The 20,620-nt window shown below is 71.2% G+C and carries 15 protein-coding genes; 5 read left to right on the forward strand and 10 right to left on the reverse strand.

The window, feature by feature from the left end:
* Positions 1 to 8: 8 nt before the first annotated feature.
* From ACFXG1_RS13670 to ACFXG1_RS13680, 3 genes are all read right to left on the reverse strand, one after another.
* Complete coding sequence (locus ACFXG1_RS13670) at positions 9 to 599, reverse strand: HD family hydrolase (RefSeq protein ID WP_384707856.1); 591 nt, start codon at positions 597 to 599, stop codon at positions 9 to 11.
* Positions 600 to 681: 82 nt separating this feature from the next.
* On the reverse strand, positions 682 to 1,218 hold the full coding sequence (locus tag ACFXG1_RS13675; RefSeq protein ID WP_384707859.1) for a GNAT family N-acetyltransferase: 537 nt from the start codon (positions 1,216 to 1,218) through the stop codon (positions 682 to 684).
* A 29-nt stretch (positions 1,219 to 1,247) separates the two neighbouring features.
* Complete coding sequence (locus tag ACFXG1_RS13680) at positions 1,248 to 2,522, reverse strand: hypothetical protein (RefSeq protein WP_384707815.1); 1,275 nt, start codon at positions 2,520 to 2,522, stop codon at positions 1,248 to 1,250.
* A gap of 305 nt (positions 2,523 to 2,827) precedes the next feature.
* On the opposite strand from ACFXG1_RS13680, the gene ACFXG1_RS13685 reads away from it, so the two are divergent.
* The 4 genes from ACFXG1_RS13685 (at position 2,828) to ACFXG1_RS13700 (ending at position 3,772) form a co-directional block, all read left to right on the forward strand.
* Positions 2,828 to 3,169: an ATP-binding protein gene (locus tag ACFXG1_RS13685; protein ID WP_384707818.1), complete on the forward strand. Its 342-nt coding sequence runs from the start codon at positions 2,828 to 2,830 to the stop codon at positions 3,167 to 3,169.
* Positions 3,159 to 3,311: a hypothetical protein gene (locus ACFXG1_RS13690; protein WP_384707820.1), complete on the forward strand. Its 153-nt coding sequence runs from the start codon at positions 3,159 to 3,161 to the stop codon at positions 3,309 to 3,311. The genes ACFXG1_RS13685 and ACFXG1_RS13690 overlap by 11 nt, the downstream gene beginning before the upstream one ends.
* 66 nt (positions 3,312 to 3,377) lie before the next feature.
* Entirely contained in the window at positions 3,378 to 3,593 is a 216-nt protein-coding gene (locus ACFXG1_RS13695; protein WP_384707823.1) for a hypothetical protein, read from the forward strand.
* Positions 3,590 to 3,772, forward strand: a complete 183-nt coding sequence (locus ACFXG1_RS13700; RefSeq protein WP_384742449.1) for a hypothetical protein — start codon at positions 3,590 to 3,592, stop codon at positions 3,770 to 3,772. Before ACFXG1_RS13695 ends, ACFXG1_RS13700 begins: the two co-directional genes overlap by 4 nt.
* Before the next feature lie 22 nt (positions 3,773 to 3,794).
* Here ACFXG1_RS13700 and ACFXG1_RS13705 read toward each other — a convergent pair whose 3' ends face one another.
* From ACFXG1_RS13705 to ACFXG1_RS13735, 7 genes are all read right to left on the reverse strand, one after another.
* Positions 3,795 to 6,038, reverse strand: a complete 2,244-nt coding sequence (locus ACFXG1_RS13705) for an FG-GAP repeat domain-containing protein (RefSeq protein WP_384707826.1) — start codon at positions 6,036 to 6,038, stop codon at positions 3,795 to 3,797.
* Between the two features lie 27 nt (positions 6,039 to 6,065).
* A complete protein-coding gene (locus tag ACFXG1_RS13710) occupies positions 6,066 to 8,315 on the reverse strand; it encodes a hypothetical protein (RefSeq protein ID WP_384707829.1) in 2,250 nt (749 codons plus the stop codon).
* A 269-nt stretch (positions 8,316 to 8,584) separates the two neighbouring features.
* Entirely contained in the window at positions 8,585 to 10,876 is a 2,292-nt protein-coding gene (locus ACFXG1_RS13715; RefSeq protein ID WP_384707832.1) for a hypothetical protein, read from the reverse strand.
* A 10-nt stretch (positions 10,877 to 10,886) separates the two neighbouring features.
* Entirely contained in the window at positions 10,887 to 13,205 is a 2,319-nt protein-coding gene (locus tag ACFXG1_RS13720) for an FG-GAP repeat domain-containing protein (protein ID WP_384707835.1), read from the reverse strand.
* A 195-nt stretch (positions 13,206 to 13,400) separates the two neighbouring features.
* Positions 13,401 to 15,683, reverse strand: a complete 2,283-nt coding sequence (locus ACFXG1_RS13725; RefSeq protein ID WP_384707838.1) for a hypothetical protein — start codon at positions 15,681 to 15,683, stop codon at positions 13,401 to 13,403.
* A gap of 453 nt (positions 15,684 to 16,136) precedes the next feature.
* Positions 16,137 to 16,664 carry a GNAT family N-acetyltransferase gene (locus tag ACFXG1_RS13730; RefSeq protein WP_384707841.1) on the reverse strand — a complete coding sequence of 176 codons (528 nt, stop codon included), beginning with the start codon at positions 16,662 to 16,664 and terminating at the stop codon, positions 16,137 to 16,139.
* Between the two features lie 60 nt (positions 16,665 to 16,724).
* On the reverse strand, positions 16,725 to 17,792 hold the full coding sequence (locus ACFXG1_RS13735) for a helix-turn-helix domain-containing protein (protein ID WP_384742453.1): 1,068 nt from the start codon (positions 17,790 to 17,792) through the stop codon (positions 16,725 to 16,727).
* 222 nt (positions 17,793 to 18,014) lie between these two features.
* On the opposite strand from ACFXG1_RS13735, the gene ACFXG1_RS13740 reads away from it, so the two are divergent.
* On the forward strand, positions 18,015 to 20,372 hold the full coding sequence (locus ACFXG1_RS13740) for a glycosyl hydrolase family 18 protein (RefSeq protein ID WP_384742455.1): 2,358 nt from the start codon (positions 18,015 to 18,017) through the stop codon (positions 20,370 to 20,372).
* Positions 20,373 to 20,620: the final 248 nt, after the last annotated feature.

Raw genomic sequence — 20,620 nt, forward strand, 5'->3', positions numbered from 1 at the left:
CGCGTACTTCAGCCTTTTCCCGGTCCGTCCATCGCGGCGCGGAGCCAGTCGAGAGGATCCTGTGCGAGGAGTTCGTCGGCCAGCCGCCGTGCCGTCTCGGTGACCAGGCGCTTCCGGCTGTTGTCGATCCAGCGCCGGGCGCTCCGGTGGCCCTGGGACTCGTACTCGATGCCCTGGAGCAAGCACTCCAGCTTGTCGGCGTCCCGGGCGCAGATCGCCTCCGGTGTCTCGTTCGCCTCGTACTCGGCCACCAGATCCCGGACGGTGCTCGCGAGCAGCTCCGGCATCCCGGCGGTCTGGTCGGCCGTGACCGCACGGGGGTCGGCGCTCGTCGCGTACGTCTTCCCCAGGTGGTTCACATCCCCGGTCCGGGACTCCTGCGTGTCGTGCCAGACCGCGAGAAACGCCGCCCGCTCCGGGTCGGCGCCCTCCAGTTTCGCGATCACGGAGGCGATGAGGGACGTACGCCACGAGTGCTCGGCGACGCTCTCGGGATCGCGTACACCGGCCATCCACCAGCCCGTGCGGCGGGCGTGCTTCAAGGTCCCGGACTCGTACAGGAAGTGCGCGACGGCGGACAGCTCTTCATCTTGGCCCATGGTTGTCTTCCTCTCGTCCACGATGTCGTCGGTCAGCCGGTGGCCGTCGAGGACCACGATGAGTCGGTCCCGGCGGCCCGTCCTACGGTGGCCGAGGAGTCTGCCGTTCCGCCGGCGCCAGAAGCAGTACGTCGTGGAGCACCGCGCCGTCCCAGGGACGGGTCTCGCCGATCTTGCGGTAGCCCCAGGAGCGATACGCGGCCTGCGCGGGAGCCGCGTCCGGGCGGGCGTTGAGCAGGACGCGTTCCTCCTGGGCGTCCCGCAGGACGGTCTCATGGAGCCGCCCGGCGACGCCGAGGCGGCGCCAGGGCGCGCGTACGGCCAGTTCGATCAGCCCGAAAGTGCGGCGGCCGTCCTCGTGGCGGAGTTCGGGGGTGACCGGGGTGGTGAGGCGGTCCCACCAGCCGGTAGCCGGGGAGAGGGGATACCCGTACGCGATCCCGACCGGCTCGCCTCCGTAGGTGCGGGCGAGCGCCGCACGGAAGGTGGCCTTGCGGACCTGTGACCGGAACCGGCGGGTGTTGGCGGCGACCTCGTCGGCGGTCTTCTCGTACGGGGGCTCCCCGAACGCCTCCGCGTACACCCGGGTGAACGCGGACTCTTCCCGCGCCGCCGCCATCCCGTCCAGGGCTTGGACCACGATGCCGTTCAACAGGTAGTCGCCTCCTTGATGCGATCGGCCGTTTCCCGGGCGCTCGGATGGTCATAGGGCTTCACGGCGTCCGCGAACGTCACGAGCCTTTGGGAGAGCCGCGCGGACGAGACCGCGCCACAACCGTCGAGGACACGGCCCATCTCGTGGCACGCCTCGTCGAGCTCGCCGGTGCCGAGCAGTGTGTGCGCCAAGCGGGCCCGGTACCAGGCCGAGTTCCTCCTATAGGTGTCGTCGAGACCCGACACGGCGGACTTGAGGAAGGGAATCGCGCGCTGCGGTTTTCCTTCCATCGAGTAGTAGGACGCCATGGCGTAGTCGACTTCGACGGGCCCGGCGAACCGTGCCCAGTGGGGCACGTCGTCGTCCGTGTCGGTACGGGACAGGAAGGAGACGGCCCGGTTCAGCGCGCGCCGCGTACCCGGCGTATCACCCGACGCGGTAGCCGCGTTGGCCTCGCGCAGGGCGACGACCAGATGCACGGTGGATCCGGCGCCCGCGTGCCCGGCGTGGGCGTAGGCGCTCTCCACCGCCGACAGTGCCTCCCAGGCGCGGGCGCTCTCGGCCGCGAGCAGCGACAGGGTGTTCAGGGCTCGTACCTGGAGCAGCGAGTTGCCCACCAGCTGAGCCGCGGCCACGGCCTCCAGACAAGCGGCGCGGGCTTCCGCCGCCAGCGTCGGACCGCCGTCGTATCCGAACCACGCGCGGTGGCAGCCGATCTCGCACAGGATCGTCTGCAGAAGGCGACCGATATCGGGCGTGTAGGAGCCCGTGTTCAGTACGTCGGTCACCCGCTGCTGCAATTGGACGGCGCGGGCTCGGGCGGGGATCCCTCCGGCGGAGTGGTCCACGGAGTACAACGTGTCCAGGCGTCGGCGTAACGCCTCGACGTCCTCCGTCCCGATACGGGCTCCCCGCTGTTCGGGGATGACCGCAGCCGCCGCGATCGCCCCCGTACGCGAGACGAACGCACGGCGTTTCACCGCACTATCGTCGCCGATGAAATCGTCCCTTGTCCGTCGGTGCGCGGGGACGTCGAACCCCAATTCGGCGAGCGGGCGCCCGAACAGCACTTCGAGACACCTCTGCTGGGCGGGATGGGGAAGCGGCGGTGGGCTGTCGCACTCCCAGCGGCGTACCTGGCGCACATTCGCGGTGGCCTTGATACCCAGCCGTACGGCCTCCGCTCGGATCGCCCCCACCAGGCCGGCCTGGGTGTATCCGGCTGCCTTGCGCAGACGGGCGAATGCCCCCGTGTCGTGGTGCCGCATACACGTTCCCCGATTCCCTCGGACGTTCCGAATTCTCACGGTAGATCCCGGACGCGTAGCGCGTGGAAAAAGTCCGCCGAAAAGTCCTCCTGCACCGGCCCCGCACGAAGTTCGGCCACGGTGAACTGTTCGCCGTACGACGCCGAGGTCTGAGAGGGAACTCCGTGGCCAGCGCTCCGCCTGTGCAGGAATCGATTCCTGACGTCCTGGACGTCAGGATGAGGCGCTCGACCCGACCGGGTGAACCCCTGTCCGTCCGGGACGCCATATGGGCCGGGTGCGCCCGTCGGATCGGGCGGGCGATCGTGACCGGGTGGGGCCTGGCGGTCTGCGCCGACACCGTGGAACTGCTGGTCGGCGAACTTGTCACCAATGGTTTCGAACACGGTGAGGGCACCGTCGTCCTCCGTATCCGGCGGGGCTTCCGCGCCCTCTGGATCGACGTGACCGACGACGCCTTCAAGCCCCGCCTCGACGCGCTGTCGGGGCAGCCGCTCGACGAGAACGGTCGCGGACTGGTTCTCATCGCCGGTCTGGCACAGGCATGGGGCGTCACAGCGGACGGCCGAGGTGTCTGGTGCGCACTGAGCCTGCCGGTCACCGCCGGAGAAACATCCACCACCCGAGGAGACGACCATGACCACTGAGCCCCGCACCGAACCCTGCGTCTTCTGCGAGAAGCCCGTCGAGGCCACCGAGGAGACCGAGGTCTTCGACGGGTTCTCCGCATCCGGGGCCCGGCCCGCCCTGTACGCGCACCCCGGATGCGGGATCCGGACCAGGCGCTGAATCCCCTTGAACCGCCCCGGTCCGCCGGACCCCCGTGACGCGGGCCGGGGCCCGTGGAGGACGACCATGCTTGGACTGCCGCGCCGCCTCCGGGCGAGGAGACACCGCGAGCCACCGGCGCCCGCGCCGCCCGTCGACCCCTGGAAGAGGGCCTGGACCAGCCCCACAAAGGAGCAGGCACAGGCGCTGTTCTTGCGCGAGGCCGAGGACCGGCGGCGACGGCGGACGCGGTTGTACGTCGTCGGGGGCGGGATCTGGCTCGGCGCCGACGATCCCCAATGATGCTCGAAAGCCTGCTCGCCGACGCCCCGCCCGACTGCCTGCGCGCGCCCTGCTGCGTCTGCGGGCGGGACACCGCCGCGCCCGTGGAGGTGCGGCATATTCCGCCCGACACCGTCGTCTACGCCTGCCCGCAGGACGTCGTGGCCTGCGCCCCCGGGCCCGTCGCGCACGAGGCGTGACGGGCCCGGGGGCGGACCGGGCCTAGAAGACGATCTTGTAGTCGGCGGAGTTCTTCATCAGGGCCGTGCTGGTGTCGCGCGGCTCGAAGGGGCGCTTCCAATCGCCCGTACCCCGGTAGTGGAACGTACGCCCGTTGGGGCCGTACGCGTACAGGTCGGGGCGCCCGTCGCGGTTGCCGTCGCCGATGCCGACGAGCTGGGTGTACGCGTTCCAGCCGCCGCCGATCCGGGTGCGGGGCGCGAAGCCGCCCTTGCCGTCGCCGAGGTGGAGCCAGAGGACCCCGGCCTTGTCCCGGGCCACCAGGTCGCCGGCCCCGGCACCCGCGATGTTGCCGACGGCCGTGATGTCGGTATAGCCGCCCCAGCCCCGGCCGGTCTTCTTCCGGGCCCCGTAGCCGGGGCCGTCCTCCGGGCCGTTCCGCGGGTAGAACCACAGGTCGCCCTTGGCGTCGACGGCGACCAGGTCCTCCTCGCGGTCGCCGTTCAGGTCGCTGCCCGCGGCGATCTTGTTGTAGATGCCCCAGCCGTGGCCGATCTTCGTCCGCTCGTCGGCGGGGGTGCCCTGGGGGCCGTACTGATGGGCCCAGAAGTCGCCCTTCTTGTCCCGGGCGACGAAGAGCGCGCTGGAGCCGCGGAGGCCCGCCGCCTCGATGAGGTTGTAGCCGCCCCAGCCGTCGCCCAGGAACTCGCGCTCCTTCCCGGCGAGCACCTGGACGCCGTTGGACCAGGTCCGGTGGGTGTCCTCCCGCCAGATGCGGCCCGCGCCGTCGGTGACCAGCAGATCGGGCGACCCGTTGTTCGTCCAGTCGTGCGGGGCCCACTGGCGGGTGAGGTTGAAGCGCCCCGACGCCGTGGCGGGCGGGCCGACCTTGTTCCACGGCGTCGCGGTCAGAGACCACTCGTAGGGGCCGTTCGGACCGTAGAAGTTCTCCCCGTTCACGGTCATGGTGCCGTCCCAGTTGAGGTACGGCGGATCGTCCTGGTCGCCGCCCGCGAGCCAGGGCATGAGGTCCATCTTCGTCTCGACGCCGGAGTAGACATGGCGCAGCGTCAGCTTGTAGTCGGCGCGGTAGCGGCTGAGGGTCCAGCGGAACGGCATGGTGCCCCGGGTGAGGTCATCGAGGGGCGCCACATCGGAGGTCAGGAAGGTGATCTCGGTGGGCCGCCCGGTCGTCGCGGTCTTCACCACCGTGGGGCCGCCCGCCGCGCCGGTGATCCGGTAGAGGCCGTCGCCCTTGCCGACGAGTCCGCCGGGGACCACGAGCGAGCCGTCCGGCGCCTGCGCCAGGGCGTCGGTGCGGTCGAGGAGTTTCACGGCGGTGCCGCCGGTGACGGGCGCCGCGGAGAGCTGGGGGTTCCCCGAACCCTGGTAGGCGTTGCCGTCCATGCCGTACACCACCCAGTCGCCGGTCAGCCCGACGTGGTACCAGTACGCGAGCGGCAGGGTCGTGGTCCGCCGTGTCCCGGCGGTCCGGTCCGCCACGACCAAGGTCGCCTTCCGGTTCGCCTCGTCCCTCTCGACCCAGGCGACATGGTCCTTCGAGAGCGCCGTCGACACCACGTCGGTGCCCTGGGCGGAGGTATGGACGATCGGTTCGGCGCTCGCCCCGGCCAGGTCGACGACCACCGTCCGCTCTTCCCGGTCCGGGTAGCGGAGCACGACGGACTCCTTCGTCGCCGCCACCACGGACGGACGGCCGCCGAGGCCGGCGGGCAGCCCGGTCACGTCCCGGCCGGTGACGGTCCCTCCGGAGGTGGTGACGAGCTTGACCCGGGGGCCGTCGGCGGCGATCACGGTCGTACCGGCGGCGCCGATGTACTGGTACTCGGCGCCGACGGCGGTGAGATCCAGCTCCGTACGGGTACCGGTGCCGCCGCCCGACAGATCGACCAGGGTCACCTTGCGCATCTGCGGCGACTCGGGCACCGCGACGACGTCGGAGGCCGCGCCGTGCTGCGGCGAGTGGCCGTTCCGAAGGCCGACGGGTACGACGACGCCGTCGGCGTACCGCACCCAGCCGAGGGTGCCGCCGGTTGTGGCCAGATAGCCGGTCTCACCGGCGAAGACGACACCGGTGTGCGTGAGCGGCGGCAGGTTCTCGTTTCTCGCCTTCGGCGGCGCCGGGGCGGGGGCCGTCGCGGTCGGCGCGGCCGACGCGGCCGACGCCGGGGCCGTCAGGGCCAGCGGGCCCGCCGTGACGGCGACGGCCACGGCGATCGCGGTGACGGTACGACGGGAGCGCGTACGGCGGATGGGCCGGGACATGGGTGTCCTCGATTCTGGAGACACGGTCTAGAACACGATCTTGTAATCGGAGGAGTTCTTCATCAGGACCGAACTGGGGGACCGTTCCTCGAAGGGCCGGTCCGCGTTCCCCGTACCGGGATAGAAGAACGTCCGGCCGTTCGGGGCGAACGCGTACAGATCGGCCCGGCCGTCGCGGCTGCCGTCGCCGATGCCGACCAGCTCGGTGTACTGGTTCCAGCCGCCGCCGATCCGTACCCGCTTGGTGAACGACCCCTTGCCGTCGCCCTGGTGGAGCCAGAGGACCCCGGCCTTGTCCCGGGCCACCAGGTCGGCCGCCGGGGTGCCCGCGATATCGCCGACCGCCGTGATCCGGTTGTAGATCCCCCAGCCCCAGCCGACCTTCTTCCGGGGCTTGAGCTGCGCCCCGGTCACCGGGTCCGTCCGGTAGAACCACTGGTCGCCCTTGCGGTCGACGGCCACCACATCGGGATGGCCGTCGCCGTCGAAGTCGCCGCCCGTGATCCGGTCGTAGATCCCCCAGCCGTGGCCGATCCGGATGGGCTCGTTGCCGACGCTCCCGGCGCGCAGGGCGTCATGGCGCCAGAGGACCCCCTTCTTGTCCCGGGCCACGAAGTCCGTCCGGAAGCTGTGGTTGCCGATGGACTCGATCAGGTCGTACGTGTCCCAGCGGTACCCCAGGTACACGCGTTCGTTCCCGGCGAGGAGCCGGCCGGCGCTGTTCCACCGGTGGTGGGTGTCCTCGCGCCACAGCCGCCCCGCCCCGTCGACGGCCAGCAGATCGGGGGAGCCGTTGAACGTCCAGTCGTGCGGGGCCGGGGCCCGGTGGACGGTGAAGGCGCCGGAGACCGTGGCGGGCGGGCCGATCTCGTCGTACGGCGTGACCGTCATCGACCAGCGGTACGACCCCGAGGGCGCGTACCGCGGATCGGACCCGGCGTGGTCGATGGTGCCGTCCCAGGTGAAGAACGGACCGGTGTCGAAGGTCTCCTTGTGTCCGCTCAGCGGGTGCTCGATGGTCAGCCGGTATCTCGCGTAGGTCCGCGATGTCTTCCAGCGGGCGTTCAGGACGGCCACCGTCAGATCGGCGAACTCGGGGACCTCCGACTCCAGGATGGTGAGCCGGGTGGTGTCGCCGGTGGTCGCGACCTTCTCGGCCGTCGCGGTGCCGGTGGTCGCGGTGACCCGGTAGACGCCCTCGTCCTTCGCCAGCGTGCCACCGGTCACCAGGACCGAGCCGTCGTCGGCGGGGACCAGCGCGAAGGCCCGGTCGATGATCCTCACCTCGTCGCCGCCCCCGGCGGCCGGGGCCGAGACGACCGCCACCTTGTCCGGCTTGGGGTCCTCGTCGACGTCGTACCGGATGCCGTGGATCAGCCGGTCGCCGACGAGCCCGACCAGCGGCACACTCGTCCCGTACGGCATCCGGGTCCGCCGGGTCTCGGTGGACGTCGCCCGGTCGACGACCACGAGCGTCGCGTTCCCGAAGTAGCTCCACGAGGTCTCGACCCACGCCAGGTGCGTGGCCGAGACGGCGGCGACCACATCGACCCGGGCGTCGGGATGGACCTGGTGGAGTCCGGTGACGGCGGCGGTCGCCAGATCCACGACCGCGAGCCGGTGGTCTTCGAGGCGGACGACGGCCGTGTCCGGTGACTCGCCGACGACTTCGAGCGCCCGCGCGCCGTCGGGCAGACCGGTCACGGCACGGTCGCCGGCGGTCCCGCCGGAGGAGGTGACGAGGCGTACGCCCCCGGCCCCGTTCGCGATCACGGTGGGACCCACGGCGCCCGCGTACCGGTAACCGTCGGGGAGTTCGAGTACGGACTTCGTCCCCGGCGCCCCGGCACCCAGATCGGTGAACGTCACCTTCCGCCCGGCGACACCGCCCGGCAGGACCTTGGTGTCGGAGACCGAGCTGATCCGGTGCGCCTCCCGGTCCGTGTACGTCGCGACCGGGGCCACCGAGCCGTCGGAGGCACGTACCCAACTCGCGGTGTGCTTCTTGGTGGTGGCGTCGTAGCCGTTTCTGACGAGATAGCCGGACTTCCCGCCGCTCAGGGTCTCGGCGCCCTTGACGAGGCGCGGCAGGTCCACGTCCTGCGCCCGCCCGGCGGACCCGGTCGACGCGGTGGACATGGCGGGTTCGGCGACGGCGGGCGCCGTCAGCGCCAGCGGGCCCGCGGTGACGGCGAGCGCCACGGCGACGGCGATGGTGGGCGGCGTACGCGTCGTACGCGCACGTCTCTCCCGGTTCGTACGGAGCGGTCGTGACACGGTCTTCACTCCCCGACTGCCGCGCCGGGCCGCTCTGGGCCGGGACGGCGAGTGGAGTCCGGGCGTCGTACGGGGCTCGCCCGGAACGGTGTCATGCCGATGGCAACGGCATGGGAAATCCCTACGATTTCCTTACTTTCCGTGACACCCGAGTGGGGGGAATGGTTGTACGAGAGGACGGCAGGAACCGTCTTCCCGCCGCCGGACGACGGCGGGAAGACGGCGGGAAGACGGCGGGAAGACGGTCGCTCCCCCGCTCGTACCGACTCCTAGAACACGGTCTTGTCGTCAGTGGAGTTGGTGGCCAGGACCGTGCTGGGCGTACGCGGCTTGAACGGCGCCGCGGTGTTGCCCGTACCGGCGTAGAAGAACGTCTTGCCGTTCGGGCCGTACGCGTACAGATCGGCCTTCCCGTCCCGGTTGCCGTCTCCGATCCCGACGAGCTGGGTGTACTCGTTCCAGCCCCCGCCGATCCGGATCCGCGGCTCGAACTCGCCGCCCCACTTGCCCTGGTAGAGCCAGAGGACCCCGGCCGTGTCCCGGGCCACCAGATCCGCGTAGGGGCTGCCCGTGACATCACCGACCTGGGTGACCTCGTTGTAGATGCCCCAGCCCCAGCCGACCTTCTTGCGCGGCACGAAGGCCGTGGGCTGTTTGTTCGTCCCCGGGTGGTGGTACAGATCGCCCGCGGTGTCCACGGCCCATACGCCGGGTCCACCCGCGATCTGGGTATACGTCTGCCAGCCCCAGCCGATCTTCACCCCGTCGTTGAAGGGCGTACCGGAGCCGTTGTCGTGGTGCAGCCACAGATCACCGGCCGCGTCCCGGCCGATGAAGGCCGCCCGGCCCTGCTGGATCCCGATGGACTCGATCCGGTTGTATCTGCCGAAGCCGGAGCCCACCTGCTTCCGGCCGTTGCCCTCGAACACCTCGGGGACCGGGAGGCTGTGCTCGTCCTCGGCGGGGACGAACGGCTGGTAGTAGCTGTCCTCCCGCCACAGCCGGCCCGCGCCGTCCGTGACCAGCACATCCGGGGAGCCGTTGTTGGTCCAGTCGTGCGGGGCCTTGGTCCGCTTGACGTCGATCGTGCCGGTCGCGGTCGCGGCCGGGCCGACGCCGTCCCGCGGTACGGCCTTCAGCGTCCAGGTGTAAGGGCCGGGCGGGGCGTACCGCTTGGCGTTCGCGTCGCCGACGCGGCCGTCCCACTCGAAGCGCGGCGGGTAGTCCGTTACGTCCTGCGCTCGTTCGACCCGGGTCGTGTACGTCGTGCCGGTGGACGGCTGCTCCAGGGTGAGGGTGTACTCGGCCTCGTACCGCGACAGCTCCCAGGTCGCCACCAGGTTCCCCGTGTCGAGGTACGCCTCGGAGGGGACCTCGGACTTGAGGAACGAGATCCGGGTGGTGTCCCCGGTGGTCGCGATCTTCTCGGCCGTCGCCCCGCCCGACGCGGCGGTGACCCGGTAGACGCCCTCGTCGCGATCGAGGGTGCCACCGGTCACCAGCAGCGAGCCGTCGGCGGACGGGTGTACGGCGAAGGCCCGGTCGAGGAGCTTGACCGGGGTGCCGCCGGCGAGAGGCGCCGCATTGATCGCCACCTGGGCCGCGTCGGACGCGTCGTAGGACAGGTACTCCGCGCCGTAGACCACCTGCCCGCCGGTCAGCCCGACGACCGGTTTCCACGCGAAGGGGATCTGGGTGCGCCGCAGCTCGGTGCCGGTGGCCCGGTCGACCACGACCAGGGTCGACGCGGTGCCGTGGCCCCTTTCGGGGGACTGGATCCAGGCCAGGTGGTCCGCCGTGACCGCGGCACCCACCGAGGCGAAGGGGTCCTGGCCCGTGGAGTGCAGACCGGTCGTGGTCGCGGCGGCCGTGTCGATCACCGCGAGCCGGTTGGAGTCGAAGAGGCGGAGGACGGCGGTCCCCGGTGCCGCCGCGTCGACCTGGTTCACCCGGTACGTGGTCGGCAGCCCGGTGACCGGGCGGTCGGTCAGGGTCCCCCCTGACTTACTGAGGAGCCTGATCGTCGCATCGGCGTGGACGACGACGGTGTCGCCCACCGCGCCGAGGTACTTGTATCCGGCCGGGAGGTCGATCACCGTCTTCGTCCCGGGCGCTCCGGCGCTCAGATCCGTCAGCGTCACCTTGCGGTCGGTCGCGTCGCCCGGCAGCACCACGACGTCGGAGACCGCGCCGGTGTGCTTCAGCTCCTGGTGCGTATAGGTGGCGACCGGGGTGACCGAGTTGTCGGCGGTACGGACCCAGCTCGCCGTGTACTTGTGGGTCGTGGTGTCGTAACCGGTCTGCACGAGATAGCCGGACTGTCCGGCACTGAGCACCTTTCCGTGCTTGGCGAGCTTCGGAAGATTCTCGTTCCGGGGCTGCTCCCGCTGTTGTGCGGCGGCCGCGGCGGCCGCGGCGGCCGCGACGGGTTCGGCGACGGCGGGTGCCGACAGGGCCAGCGGGCCCGCCGTCACGGCGAGCGCCACGGCGACCGCGACGGCCGTCCGGGTACGCGTCGCACGGTTCCGGCCCGGCCGAGGGGATCGGGATATTCGGGGCATGGTCCGTCTCCTAGAAAATGATCTTGTAGTCGGTGGAGTTGGTGGTGAGGACCGTGGTGGCCGTACGCGGCTTGAACGGCTGCGTCGTGCTCGCGTTACCGGCGTAGAAGTACGCCTTGCCGTTCGGGCCGTACGCGTACAGATCGGGCTTCCCGTCCCGGTTGCCGTCACCGATGCCGACGAGCTGGGTGTACTCGTTCCAGCCCCCGCCGATCCGGATCCGCGGCCAGAACGTGCCGTCGCCCCTGCCCTGGTACAGCCAGAGCACCCCGGCCTTGTCCCGGGCCACCAGATCCCCGTGGTCGGTGCCGCCCGCGACATTGCCGACGGATACGACCTGGTCGTAGATGTCCCAGCCCCAGCCGACCTTCTTCCGGGCCGCGAGGGCGTTGGGCAGGCTGCCCGTGCCGGCGTGGAGGTACAGATCGCCCTTGGTGTCCACGGCCACCACGTCCGGGATGTCGTCCGAGTCCTGCAGACCGCCACCGGTGATGTGCGTATACGTCTGCCAGCCCCAGCCGATCCTCGCGGGCTGGGCGACGACGTCGCCGTAGTGATCGACACGCTCCATCCACAGATCGCCCACCGTGTCCCGGCCGATGAACACGGGGCTGGTCTGCTGCCGGCCGATGGACTCGATCCGGTCGTACTTGCCGAAGCCGGATCCCGTCTGCACCCGGGGCGACCCTTCGAGCACCATGGCGTCGCCCACCTGACGGAAGTGGGTGTCCTGACGCCACAGCCGGCCCGCGCCGTCCGTGGCGAGCACGTCCGGGGAGCCGTTGTTCGTCCAGTCGTGCGGAGCGGCCGTCCGGTCGGCGTAGATCGTGCCGGTGGCCTTGGCGGGCGGGCCGATCCCGTCGTGCGGGGCGGCCGTCACGGTCCAGTTGTACGTGCCCTCCGGCGCGTACCGCTGGTTCTCGCCGTGTCCGATGGTGCCGTCCCAGTAGAGGACGGGCGCCGAGTCCGGGTTGAGGAAGTCCTCGGTGCCCATGACCTGGGTGTGCTTGATCCCGTTGTGCAGACCCTCGAGAGTGAGCGTGAAGTCCGCCCGGTGCCGGGAGAACTCCCAGCGAGCCTTCAGTTCACCTCGGTCGAGGTTCACCTGGGTGGGCATGTTCGTCGACCGGAACGACACCCGGGTGGTGTCGTCGCTCGACGCGACCTTGCCGACCGACGGCCCGGTCGCGGTGTCGGCGACCCGGTAGACGCCCTCCTCCTGCTCCAGCGTGCCGCCGGTCACCAGGACCGATCCGTCGGCGGACGGCACGATGCCGAAGGCCCGGTCGAGGACCTTCACCGGGGTGCCGCCGGCGACCGGTGCCGCGTTGATCGCCGCCTTGGCCGGGTTCGGCGCGTCATAGCCGTCGTAGTGCGTGCCGTAGACCACCCGGTCGCCGGAGAGTCCGATCATCGGCTGGGGCACATGCGGCAGTTCGGTACGCCGCAGCTCGGTGCCGGTCGCCCGGTCGACGACCACCAGCGTCGAAGGGTCGGTGTGCCCGGACGGGGTCTCCAGCCAGGCCAGATGCGTGGCGGAGACCGCCACCGACAGACGGGCGTAGTAGTCCGTCGCGGTGACACTGTGCAGGCTCGTCACGGCGGCGGTGGCGAGATCGACGACCGCGAGCTGCTTGCCCGAGAGCCGGACCACGGCCGCGCCCGGAGCGACCGCGTCGATCCGGACGATGTTCTGTCCGGCCGGGAGACCGGTCACCTCCCGCTCGGTCGGTACGCCTCCGGACTGGGAGATCAGCCTGACCTGGGTGCCGTTGGAGGCGATGACGGTGGAACCCGTGTGAGCCCGGTAGGTGTACCCGGCGGGGAAGTCGATCGTGGTCTTGGTGCCGGGGGCTCCGGCACTCAGATCGGTCAGGGTCACGCGCTCGCCGTCCACCTCGCCCGGCAGGACCACGACGTCCGAAGCCCAGCCGGTGTGCACCGACCCGGCGTCGGCGGAGGCGTACTGCTTGAGCGGGGTCACCGAACCGTCGCTCGTACGGACCCAGCTCACCGTGTACTTGCCGGTCGCCGAGTCGTAGCCGGAGCGGACGAGATACCCGGACTGCCCGGCGGTGAGCGCTCTGGAGTCCTTGGTGAACTGCGGCAGGCTCTGCTTCTGGCTCTGATTCCGGGGCTGCTGCGCCGAGGACGCCCCGGGCCCGGCGGTGGCTGCGGCTGTGGCTGCGGCTGTGGCTGCGGCTGCGGGGGTCGCGAGGGCCAGCGGACCCGCGGTGACGGCGATCGCCACGGCGACGGCGGTGGTCAGCCGCGTCCGTCTGCCGACGGCCGTCCGGGATATGCGGTGCGCAGGATGGGGGTGCGACAAGGTCTTTCCTCCCACAGTCGGGAAATCCTTACGATTTCCGTAACTTCTGTGACAAGTGGGGTGGGAGAACGGTTGTACGCGTATTCCCCGGTGATGGCCGCCGAGTTGGTGCCGGAAAGTCCGGGAGTCGGGGCCGTCGAGTGGGGGGTGGGGCTGCCCGCCGCCGCACGGCGGACAGCCCGTCACCACAGACCCTTAGAACACGATCTTGTAGTCGGCGGAGTTGGTGGACAGCACCGTGCCGGCCGTACGCGGCTTGAACGGCGTCGCCGCCTGCCCCGTACCGGCGTAGAAGAACGACTTCCCGTTCGGGCCGTACGCGTACAGATCGGCCTTGCCGTCACGGTTGCCGTCGCCGACGCCGACCAGCTGGGTGTACTCGTTCCAGCCCGCGCCGATCCGGACCCGGGCCTCGAACGTGCCGTCGCCCTTGCCCTGGTAGAGCCAGAGGACCCCGGCCGTGTCCCGGGCCACCAGATCCCCGGCGGCGCCGCCCGCGACATTGCCGACGGCCGTGATCTGGTTGTAGATGTCCCAGCCCCAGCCGTTCTTGAACCGGGGCGCGAACGGGCCGGCCTGACGGTCCGTCCCCTTGTAGAAGTACAGGTCGCCGTTGGGCTGGACGCCGACCATGTCGTTCTTGCCGTCGCCGTCGATGTCGCTGCCGCCCGCGACGTGGTCGTAGACCTGCCAGCCGCCGCCGATCCGGGTCTCCTGGCCGTCCGGCTTGCCGAGGCCGTCCTCGTGGTGCAGCCACAGACCGCCCTGGATGTCACGGGCGACGACCGCGGACCGGCCCTGCTGGGTGCCGATGGACTCGACCAGGGTGTACTTGTCCCAGCCGGAGCCCACCTGCTCCCGCTTGACCCCGTTGAACACCTCGCCGCCGTTGACCCGCTTGGTGTGGGTGTCCTCGCGCCACAACCGGCCGGCGGCGTCGGTGACCAGCAGGTCGGGGGAGCCGTTCTCGGTCCAGTCGTGCCCGGCCTTCGTCCGCTTCACCGTGAAGGTGCCGGTCTCGGTGGCCGCCGGGCCTATGCCGTCCCACGGGGTGGCCGTCAGGGACCAGGTGTACTGGCCGAGCGGGGCGTAGCGCTCATTGCCCGCGGTCCCGATGGTGCCGTCCCAGGTGAAGAAGGGGGCGGTGTACCAGTCGCCGCCGCCACCGCGGAAGTCGAGCGGAACGGTGTGCTTGATGCCGCGCGCGGGCTGCTCCAGGGTGAGGACGAAGTCCGCCTGGTGCCGGGAGAGTTCCCAGTCGGCCTTCAGCACACCGGTGTCGAGGTCCACCTCGGCGGGGACGTTCGACTTCAGGAACGAGATCCGGGTGGTGTCCCCGGTGGTCGCGATCTTCTCGGACCCGGGACCGGAACCGATCTTGTAGACGCCCTCGCCCCCGTCGACGGTGCCGCCGGTGACCAGGACCGAACCGTCGCCCGACTGGACCAGACCGAAGCCCCGGTCGAGGACCTTCACACCGTCGCCGCCGCTGACCGGGATGGAGTTGATCGCCACCTTCGCCGCGGTGGGGGTCTCGTGGACGTCGTACGCCGCGCCGTAGACCACCTTGCCGCCGGTGATGCCGACCAGGCTGCGCTCGGAGTACTCCACCGGGACGAGCCAGGACGTACCGGCGGCCCGGTCGAACACCCGCAGGCCCTTGATCCCGACGGGGTCGGTGCCCGCGTCTTCGATCACCGCCAGATGGGTGGCCGAGACCGCCGCGGCGCTCACCCCCCGGAGGTGCTGCCCGATCGCGTGGGTCCCGTCGGGCTTCGCGTTCGCGATGTCGACGACCAGGAGCTTCTTGCCTTCGAGACCGACGACGGCGAGGCCGGGCGCGGTCGTGGCGAGGTACTGCGGCTCGGAGCCCATGGGCGTCTCGGTGACCTTGCGGTCGGTGAGGGTGTCGCCGGACTTGGAGACGAGCCGTATCTCGTTGCCGTAGGTCACGACCAGGGTCGAGCCGACCGCGCCCAGATACGTGTACCCGGCCGGGAGGTCGATGACCGTCTTCGTCCCCGGCGCGCCGGCGCTCAGATCCGTCAGTGTCACTTGCTGCCCGACCGCGTCTCCGGGCAGGACGACGACGTCCGAGACGGCGCTCAGGCGCCGGCCGCCCGTGCCCTGGTACGAGGTCAGCGGGGTCACCGAACCATCGCTCGTCCGGACCCAGCTCAGGGTGTGCTTGCCGTCCGCCGCGACCGTCGACTCGGACAGGTAGCCGGTCTGTCCCGCGGCCACCACGCGGGAGCCCTTGCCGAGCTGCGGAAGGTTCTGATTCTGATTCTGGTTCTGCTGCGCGACGGACGCGGACACGGACGCGGACGCGGACACGGACGCGGCGGCCGGCGCGGGTGCCGCGACGGCGGGCGACGCCAGGGCCAGCGGGCCCGCGGTGACGGCGAGCGCCACGGCGACCGCGGTGCCGAGCCGCAACTGCGAACCAGGTACCCGGTTGTGTCGGGTGACAGTCATGTTCTCCCCTTGAGGTGCCGGGCAGGATGCCCCGGCGTGATCGTCTCGGCGGAGCCCTTCGGGCCCCGTCCGGCCCATGAGCCAGCAGCCGCGTCTCCGCTGGTCATAGCTGTATGTCGGTACTTTCCATGACAACAAGCAGATTGGCATGGTTCCGAGATCGATCCGCCTTTTTTCGACTCTCTCCGGTGGTGCCGCTGATGCCGGTGACGGCCTGCGGGGAGGGGTGTCCGCCCCGCCGCCGATCGCGGTGACCCGACGCGTATCACCAGGTGATGGGCGGGTTGCAACGACCGCCGCGCCCGGAGTCCGGCTCCGGTACTACGGCGCGGGGTTCGACTCCGGGACCCGGGGAATGGTTGTACGGGTCAGGGAGTCACCGGGTGATAGACCGCCGGGAGCGCCCCGGGCTCGACCGGACGGGCTCGACCGGACCGGCTCGACCGGACCTGCTCAGCCGGCCGACGGGACCGGGGACCACCGGCCGAAGCACTGCTCGGCGCCGTACGCCTCGAACCGCTCGACCTCCGTGAACCCCAGCTTCGCCGCGAGGCGCATGGAGCGGACATTGGCGGTCTGAGTGGCGAGCACCACCGGTTCGCCGGGCAGCGCGTCGGCGAACCAGTCGAGTACGGCCGCGCACGCCTCGGCCGCGTATCCGCGTCCCCACGCGTCCGGCAGGAACAGATAGCCGAGTTCGGCCGCGCCGTCGGCCTGCTGGAGATGGCCCGTCCCCTTGGTGAGCGTGATCTGGCCGATCATCGCCCCGTCGCACTCGACGACGAAGAGGCCGGAGCGCGGGGCGGGCACCGCGCGCTCGGCCTCGTCGCGCGGCCGGGCGCCACCGAGGTACGTATGCACCTCCGCCGACGCGAGCAGCTCCACGAACGCCGTACGGTCCCGGCCCTCGGGCTCGCGCAGCACCAGCCGCCCGGTCCTGATCGGAGCGGGCGGCCAGGCGACGGAGCCGAGGTCGGTCATGGCGCGCAACGTATCGCACCCCCGCCGGGCGCGGCCGGCCCGGACCGGCCGAGACAGGGCCTATCCCCCGCTCCGGTACCTGCCCGCCTCCCGGGTCAGCTCGGCCGCCCGCAACCCCGCCTGGAAGCGGGTCCGCGCCCCCAGCGTGTTCATGATCCGCCGCATCCGGCGCTCCACGGTCCGCTGCGCCACCCCCAGCCGCCGGGCGATCGCCCGGTCCGTGAGGCCGGACGCCGACAGGGCCAGCAACTGCTCGTCGTCGCCGCTGAGCCCGGTCCCGCGCCCCTCGGCCGGACCCGCCGGGCCGTCCGAGAACAGCGGTACGGCCCGCTGCCACAGCAGCTCGTACAGCGTCAGCAACCCGTCCAGCAGCGACGAAGGACGCAGGACCAGCGCCGTCTCCCCGTCCCGTACCAGCGCCGCGGTCCGGTCCACGACCAGCAGCGTCAGCGGCACCTCCGCGATCACCCGGCTCCGCTCGCCCAGCCGGGCCGCCGACTCCCGGGCCGCCGCCAGCCGTTCGGGCGCGTCGAGCCAGCCGTGGTCGTAAACCGCCCGACGCCGGACCCCGACCCCGCGAACCGGCTCCCGGGGCGGTACGGGCGATACCGGCTCCCGGCGCGATACGGGCGGTACGGGTGATACCGGCGGTACGGGCGGTTCGCCGAGGATCAGCACCTCCTCACGGGCCGCCTCCTGGAGGCGCCCGGCGAACCGCGCCACCGCCTCCGGGCCGCAGCCGAGGGGCTCCACGGCCCGCCGCCCGCCCGCCGCCCCGGCGCCGGGTCTGAAGCCGTCCGTCAGCGCCGCCGCGAACAGCCGGGCGCGCTCGATCTCGGCCCGCCTTCGCAGGACGAGCGCCTCCAGGGCCAGATCCGGCGGGGCCGGGCTGAACCGGGCCGGACGGCGCCCCGGCGCCCGGGCGACCAGCCCCCGCCGCTCCAGCGCGCCCGTCCTGCGGCGGACCCGGGCCGGGTCCCAGCCGGTGGCGGCGGCGAGTTCGGCGACGGTCGCCCCGGGGCGGGCCAGCAGCTCGCGGTAGACGGTCTCCTCGTCGGCGGAGACCCCGAGCGCGCCGAGCCCGGACGGCTCAGCCGCCGCCGACTCGTCCCCGCCCGCCTCCGACATCCCGCAGCGCCCCCGCCCCGTAGACCCGTCCCGGAAAGGTCCCGTAGACCTGTCCCGGAAAGGTACAGACCACTTGGCGCGGCCACTAGCCACCGGCGGCGGAATGCCGACAGTGACGGAAACCCGACCCCTCCGACCGGCTTCCGCAGTGGTCCAGACCAAGTAGCTTGGCAAGTTGATCGTCCTGAGCACGGCCACGTACCCCTTACCCCAGGGAGCGCCATGTTCAAGAAAAGAACCCCCCACGAATCCCCCCACCCGTCCCCCCACAAACCCTTCCGCCGGGGCCTCGGTCGACGCCCCTACCGGATCCGCAACAGGATCGCGGCGCTGGTCGCCGCCCTCGTCCTGCCGCTCGCCGGGCTGACCGGGCTCTCCGCCTCCCCCGCCCAGGCCGCCGGCACCCTGACCGCCACCTTCACCACCGAGAACAACGGCTCCTGGTGGCGCGGCATCTACACCATCCGCAACAGCGGCACCGCGCCCGTCAACGGCTGGACACTGGACTTCACCCTGCCGCCCGGGGCCACCGTCACCGGCCACTACCACGGCGACGCCACCGTCACCGGCAACCGGGTCTCGGTGAAGAACGCCCACTACAACGGCACCATTCCGGCGGGCGGCACCAGCAACCCCTGGAGCTACTGGTTCATCGGCAACGGGCCCGTGGGCACGCCCACCGCGTGCACCGTCAACGGCGACAAGTGCGACGGCACCCCCGACGTACCGCCGACCGCGCCCGGCGCGCCGAGCGTCATCTCGGTCACCGCCAGAACCGCCGCCCTGACCTGGCCCGCGTCGTCACCCGGCGACTACCAGGTGGCCTCGTACGACGTCTTCAGCAACGGCGTCCTCGTGGCCAACTCCACCACCACCGACGCCACCATCACCGGGCTGACCCCGGCGACCGCGTACACCTTCACCGTCCGGGCCAAGGACACCCGCGGCAACCTCGGCCCGTTCAGCCCGCCGGCCATCGCCAGGACCGTCGACCCGGCGACCGACCCCGTACCCCCGACCCCACCCGGGAACCTGCGCTCCACCGCGAAGACCGCCACCACCGTGGCCCTCGCCTGGAACGCCTCCACCGACAACGTCGCCGTCGCCGCGTACGACGTCTACCGGGGCGCCACCCTGGTCAAGACGGTCACCACCACCACGACCACCGTCACCGGACTGTCGCCCGCGACCGCGTACACCTTCACCGTCAAGGCGCGCGACACCGCCGACAACTCCTCAGCCGCCTCCAACGCCCTGCCCGTCACCACCGACGACGTCGCCGGGCCCGGGAACTACCTCAAGGTCGGCTACTTCATCCAATGGGGCCTCTACGGGCGCCAGTACTTCGTCAAGAACCTCGACACCTCCGGATCCGCCGCCAAACTCGACGTCGTCAATTACGCGTTCGAGAACATCGACCCCGTCAATCTGACCTGCCAGGCGGGCGTCACCAAGGGCGTATCCGGCAATCCGCAGGACCCGGACGAGGGCACCGGCGCCGGTGACGCCGACGCCGACTACGCCCGGCCCTTCTCCGCCGCCCAGTCCGTGGACGGCGTCGCCGACGACGGCTGGGGCAAACTGCGCGGCAACTTCAACCAGATCAAGAAGTTGAAGGCCAAGCACCCGCACCTCAAGTTCGTGGTCTCCCTCGGCGGCTGGACCTTCTCCAAGTTCTTCTCGGACGCCGCCGCGACCCCGGCGTCGCGCGAGAAGTTCGTCCGCTCCTGCGTGGACGTCTGGATCAAGGGCAATCTGCCGGTCTACAACGGCGCCGGCGGCCCCGGCACCGGCGCAGGCGTCTTCGACGGCATCGACATCGACTGGGAGTGGCCGGGCTCCGAAGGACACCCGGGCAATATCTTCCGGCCGCAGGACAAGGACAATCTGACCGCCCTGCTCGCCGAGTTCCGCCGCCAGCTCGACGCCCTCGGCGGCGAGCACCGGCTGCTGACCGCCTTCACCCCGGCCGACCCGGCGAAGATCGCGGCGGGCTGGGACCTGACGAAGATCTTCGACTATCTCGACTTCGCCAACGTCCAGGGGTACGACTTCCACGGCTCCGGCAGCGACAACTCGTGGGAACCCAACCGGACCGGGCACCAGGCGAATCTGCACCGCGACGCCCAGGACCCGTACCCGTTCGACTTCAGTATCGAGAAGGCCGTCCAGACCTATCTCGACGCCGGGGTCAATCCCCGCAAACTGACCGTCGGATTCCCGTTCTACGGGCGCGGCTGGAAGGACGTGGCCGCGGGCCCGGCGGGCACCAACGGCGAATGGCAGACCGCCAACGGCGCGGCACCCGGACAGTTCCCGGAGGAGGCCGGAATCCGGGGCTACCAGAACATGCTCAGCGCCTATCCGAATATGACCATCCACCACGACCAGCAGTCGATCTCGACCTACGGCTACACCGGACCCGGTGGCACCTGGTGGAGCTTCGACGACTCCTGGTCGATCGGGAAGAAATCCGAGTGGATCAGAAACAAGGGCCTGCTCGGCGGGATGATCTGGGAGATGTCCGGCGACACCCCGACCGGCACTCTGATGAACGCCCTGCACGCCGGACTGCCGTGACGGGCCGTGTCCTGACCGGTCGCGCCCTGACCGGTCGTGCCCTGACCCGTCGAATCCGGGCCGGTCGAATCCCGGCCGGTCGTACGCGACCGGTCCTGCTCCTACCGTGATCCGCTCCCGGCAGCGGTGACCGGTGGAACCGCGGCGGCCGGACACCCACGCCCCGCCGCCCCGGCCCCGGGGTGCCACCCCCGCACCGGCGCAACATTCCCCCCCGGCCGGGGGGTTGGGCCGCGGGGGCGGGGCCC

It is taken from the genome of Streptomyces sp. NPDC059248, from assembly GCF_042753905.1.
In the GTDB taxonomy this organism is placed as follows: domain Bacteria; phylum Actinomycetota; class Actinomycetes; order Streptomycetales; family Streptomycetaceae; genus Streptomyces.